At 35.9% G+C, this 3,497-nt stretch carries 3 protein-coding genes; all 3 read right to left on the bottom strand.

The genetic code is table 11. The annotated features are described in order from the left end of the window. Positions 1-104 precede the first annotated feature (104 nt). The 3 genes from JWG44_RS13395 to JWG44_RS13385 all read right to left on the bottom strand — a co-directional run bounded on the left by JWG44_RS13395 (position 105) and on the right by JWG44_RS13385 (position 3,336). On the bottom strand, positions 105-980 hold the full coding sequence (locus tag JWG44_RS13395) for a hypothetical protein (protein WP_205275465.1): 876 nt from the start codon (positions 978-980) through the stop codon (positions 105-107). A 723-nt stretch (positions 981-1,703) separates the two neighbouring features. Further along, entirely contained in the window at positions 1,704-2,552 is an 849-nt protein-coding gene (locus JWG44_RS13390) for a DUF5454 family protein (RefSeq protein ID WP_205275464.1), read from the bottom strand. Positions 2,553-2,775: 223 nt separating this feature from the next. Next, positions 2,776-3,336 carry an SH3 domain-containing protein gene (locus JWG44_RS13385; RefSeq protein ID WP_205275463.1) on the bottom strand — a complete coding sequence of 187 codons (561 nt, stop codon included), beginning with the start codon at positions 3,334-3,336 and terminating at the stop codon, positions 2,776-2,778. Positions 3,337-3,497: the final 161 nt, after the last annotated feature.

Genomic DNA, 3,497 nt, shown 5'->3' with positions numbered 1-3,497 from the left:
TCGCGAACCGAAGTGACAAAGCAATGTGGCTTTAGCCCGGAGTGAGCGCGAGCGGGAACCGTGAGTCGCGAACGGAGCGAGAAGCCGAAGTTAGACGAAGGAGCTTAATCTCGGAATATTTTCCGGATTTCCGTTTTACTTAGCAATTTATAAACTTTAACATTCCCATAATTAGAAATCGTTTTTTTCACTTTATTATCACAACCACTAAAAGAGACTGTGTCTTTCGAAAATATTTCCATCGTCTTTAACAAAATTAAAATATCCTTATTCTCCATTCGACTGCTACACTCATCCCCTTCTCCGCCATAAACATTAAAATAAGCAGATTTTTTAGTTAGATTCACCACATTTCCGAATGAAATATCATGCATATCGGTTTCTACAATTTCTCCATCTTCTAAGATAAAATTATAGCAGTCCGAACTTAGATACTTATCACAAGCGTTAATATTGCCAGTTGGTGATATTTGTATTAATGAAAATCTGCCATTTACATAATACGAAACTATACGGAACTCATTATATTTAAAATCTCCAGCTTGATATCTTTTATCGCGAGATGGATTGTAAGGTTCCGGTAATTTTGCTCCAACTAATTCCTCAAAAGTCGTTGTACCATCAAGAAATGCTTTTGTGGATAATGAAGTTCGATTTTCAAATTCAAAATTTTTTGGAACTTCCTTCACTTCTACTAATTTAGGCGAATGAGCGTAATAGAAATTATTATTAACTCGAACCTTGACCCATTTTTTTTTAATTTGAGATTTCGTAGGTGATTTAGTTTGATCCACTACTTCTAATACAAAGCCTTCAGGTGCATAAAACTCTATCTTTGATCTCAAAGAAGGTTCCTTATATAATTTCATAAAATCTGATGAATCTAAATAAAAGTATTTTCTACTTTGATCAGTTGGCTTTTCTTCAGATTGAATGAGCGTGCTAAAAAGCAACAAAGAAACGATTATTTGCTTTTTCATTCTTTTGTTGTCCTTTTAAGTATCTATTTAGCTCTTTCGCCTAACGAAAGAGGCTTCTCGACGTTGCGTCCGCAAGCGCTTGTGCGCGACGCGGTTGGCACGAGGTTCGAGGCGCCTTAGCGCCGGCTTGCGAACCGAAGTGACAAAGCAATGTGGCTTTAGCCCGGAGTGAGCGCGAGCGGGAACCGTGAGTCGCGAACGGAGTGAGAAGCCGAAGTTATGCGTAGTGCATTAACTTAATCATTTTCTGTTTTTTTGTAAAACTCAATCCTTTTTTTGAAATATTCGATCGAATATAAAACGGATAAAAGTGAAGCAAATATACTATAGGTAAAAATAAATGTATATAATATTAGAAATATATAATTAAAATTCTTTGAATTTATCCATACATTAGATATTAGCGGTATTTCCAACGTACTAGAAACATACCCAATAGTTGACAGTAGCAGGGTAAAAAATATAGCAAACAATGAAAACGTAAAGTTAATTATTAGTTCAGTGAAGATATTATCTTTCTCTATGAAAGCTACAAATTTATTATCACTTGTTGATATAATTGTAGCTAAGCCTCCAAAAAAGACAGAAAATATTATAGAAGACGCTGTTATTGCAATATAGAATATATCTTTTAATTGATTTGGATTTATTTCTTTGGGCAAAACGAATATTGAACTTGCAGTAATCAACAATGCAATATAAGTATCCCATGAAAATATAATATCACTTATCTTCATGTTGTAGCCTATCATCGACTTTATTTATTACTTTTTTCATTTCGTCTAAAACCTCTTCACCGACAACATCAGAGTTTCCTGATTCTGACGTTATCGGATTGTCAATAGTACTTACCGTGACAGCCTCCCCATTTTTTTCGCCATTTACAGACGCCACTCCATATCCATCCAAGGCCATTGTTATTTTGTCTCTAATGTCATCAACTTCGGGTATTGAAATTCCTTCATAACCTGGCTTTGTTTCATAGACTTCTTTATATTCTTTGACTTTCAAGTCCTTTAGTCTTTCATCTACCTTTTTCCACCTGTTCCTAAAAGATGGGTTGGAAGGCCTTAAAGTTATCTCCACTCTATGTATGGAGCTAAAGTTGGATATATTTTCATTTAATTTCTCCTCGTTAGATATAGTGTCTATTGTCAAACTTGTCAGAAGATTTTCATAATTTTGTTCGAAAAGTTTTGAAAAAGATTGGCAAAAATTTTTATTAGAATCTTGTCCCCCCGCTAAATGATAGATAATGATCGAAGTATTGACTTTTATAAAAAATCTTGATTTTTCTATAACTTCATTCTGAATTTCTATCTCTTCCAATTCCGAAGTAATTGTATTCGCTTTTTCAGAATGAGAACTCTTTAAGTATTTTACTAAATATCCTTCAAAAATAGTTCCAAAATCTTCGTGAATGAATTTTCTAATATCGAAAAAACCGTAGGAATTATTTCCATTATCGATTTTAGATTTGCTATTTAGACCTTTTTCATAAAAAGAATTCTTATCGGTAACATTCGCGATAATATTAATTCTTCCAAAATTATAACGATGCTTTGTTTTCATTAATTCCCTTTAATTTTTAATGCATTACGCATAACGAAAGAGGCTTCTCGACGTTGCGTCCGCGAGCGCCTGTGCGCGACGCGGTTGGCACGAGGTTCGAGGCGCCTTAGCGCCGCTCGCGAACCGAAGTGACAAAGCAATGTGGCTTTAGCCCGGAGTGAGCGCGAGCGGGAACCGTGAGTCGCGAACGAAGTGAGAAGCCGAAGTTAGCCGAAGTGCGAATTTAAGAACATGTTGTGTGCGGGTTTGGGCATGTCCCTGAATTGACCCAACCTTTATTTCCTTTATAATCAATTTTTACCCAGTCATTTTTACACTCAAGCAATTGAACTGGGTACATAATACTATCTTGATCTTTAAAGTGAGTTAGAACAGGTGAATTAGAATCTGGCTCTTGGTATATTAAATCTGCCCGAGTATTCAAGTATGTTTTTAAGTGCTTTGCGTTTACCCAAGCCTCTTTATTAAAATATTTTCTCTCAACCCAAGTAGATCCAGTATTATGTTTCCATTTAATCGCTAAACCATCAAATTTCTCTTCGTAAGAGTAAGATGCATCTTCTATTTTAAACCATCCATTTTTATACCCCACTACTCCAAGCATTGTATCTTTCGGTAGTGCATCAATCACCTTACCATTAATGCTTTCCCTTACATTGAGGCCGTTTAAATCTTCATCTGAAGTAACCGCCCCAACAGAACAAGTTACGTTTTCATTGGCTACCTCTTTGCACTGTAAAAATAAGATCAAACCAACCATGGTAGAAATAATTATTCGGGACATCAGTTCATTTTTCCTCATCGGGTAATTTTTTTGTAGAAATGCTTTTTGTAAATCCTTATGGCTTCAATATTTAAGTTGAGCATTTCGGCTAACGAAAGAGGCTTCTCGACGTTGCGTCCGCAAGCGCATGTGCGCGACGCGGTTGGCACGAGGTTCGAGCG

The organism is Leptospira ainazelensis (assembly GCF_016918785.1).
Taxonomy (GTDB): Bacteria; Spirochaetota; Leptospiria; order Leptospirales; family Leptospiraceae; genus Leptospira; species Leptospira ainazelensis.
Note: the sequence above shows the minus strand (reverse complement) of the source record. Positions and strands in the feature narration are given on the sequence as shown.